The following is a 482-nucleotide window of genomic DNA, read 5'->3' as shown; positions in this document are numbered from 1 at the left end:
TTTATTTTTTATTTTTGGAAATTTTTTAAACATATATCTGGCACTAACGCCTTTTAATGTTTTTATTATTGTTGGTATGTAATGTTGTGGACTACATTCCACTAAAATATGTATATGGTCGTAATTTGTTTCTATTTCAACTACTTTTATATTCATACTTTCACATAATTCAATTATTATTTTCTTAAATTCAATATCTATATCATCAACTAATATTTTATGTCTATATTTTACACACCATACTATATGATATTGTATACAATATACATATCCCCTACCATGTACTACTTCTGCCATATTTATCACCTAATTTTATGATAACATATGTTTTATCATTAAGCAATATACCTTTCATCTCACGACTAAATTCGTGAGTGTTCAGGTGCATTTCATAAAAAAAACCTATCTCAAAAATATTTATATACATTTTTTCAATAAATGTTCTTTATATAAATCTATTATTTACTATATTCAATTTTACC

The 482-nt window shown here is 23.2% G+C and carries 1 protein-coding gene; it reads right to left on the bottom strand.

The features are described 5' to 3' along the window. Window positions 1–297, bottom strand: a 297-nt coding sequence (gene tnpA, locus AWT72_RS08835) for an IS200/IS605 family transposase (protein ID WP_067143687.1), incomplete at its 3' end; no start/stop codon positions are given. Between the last annotated feature and the right edge of the window lie 185 nt (window positions 298–482).

The organism is Oceanivirga salmonicida (assembly GCF_001517915.1).
Classification (GTDB): domain Bacteria; phylum Fusobacteriota; class Fusobacteriia; order Fusobacteriales; family Leptotrichiaceae; genus Oceanivirga; species Oceanivirga salmonicida.
This window is presented reverse-complemented; position numbering and strand designations above follow the sequence as displayed.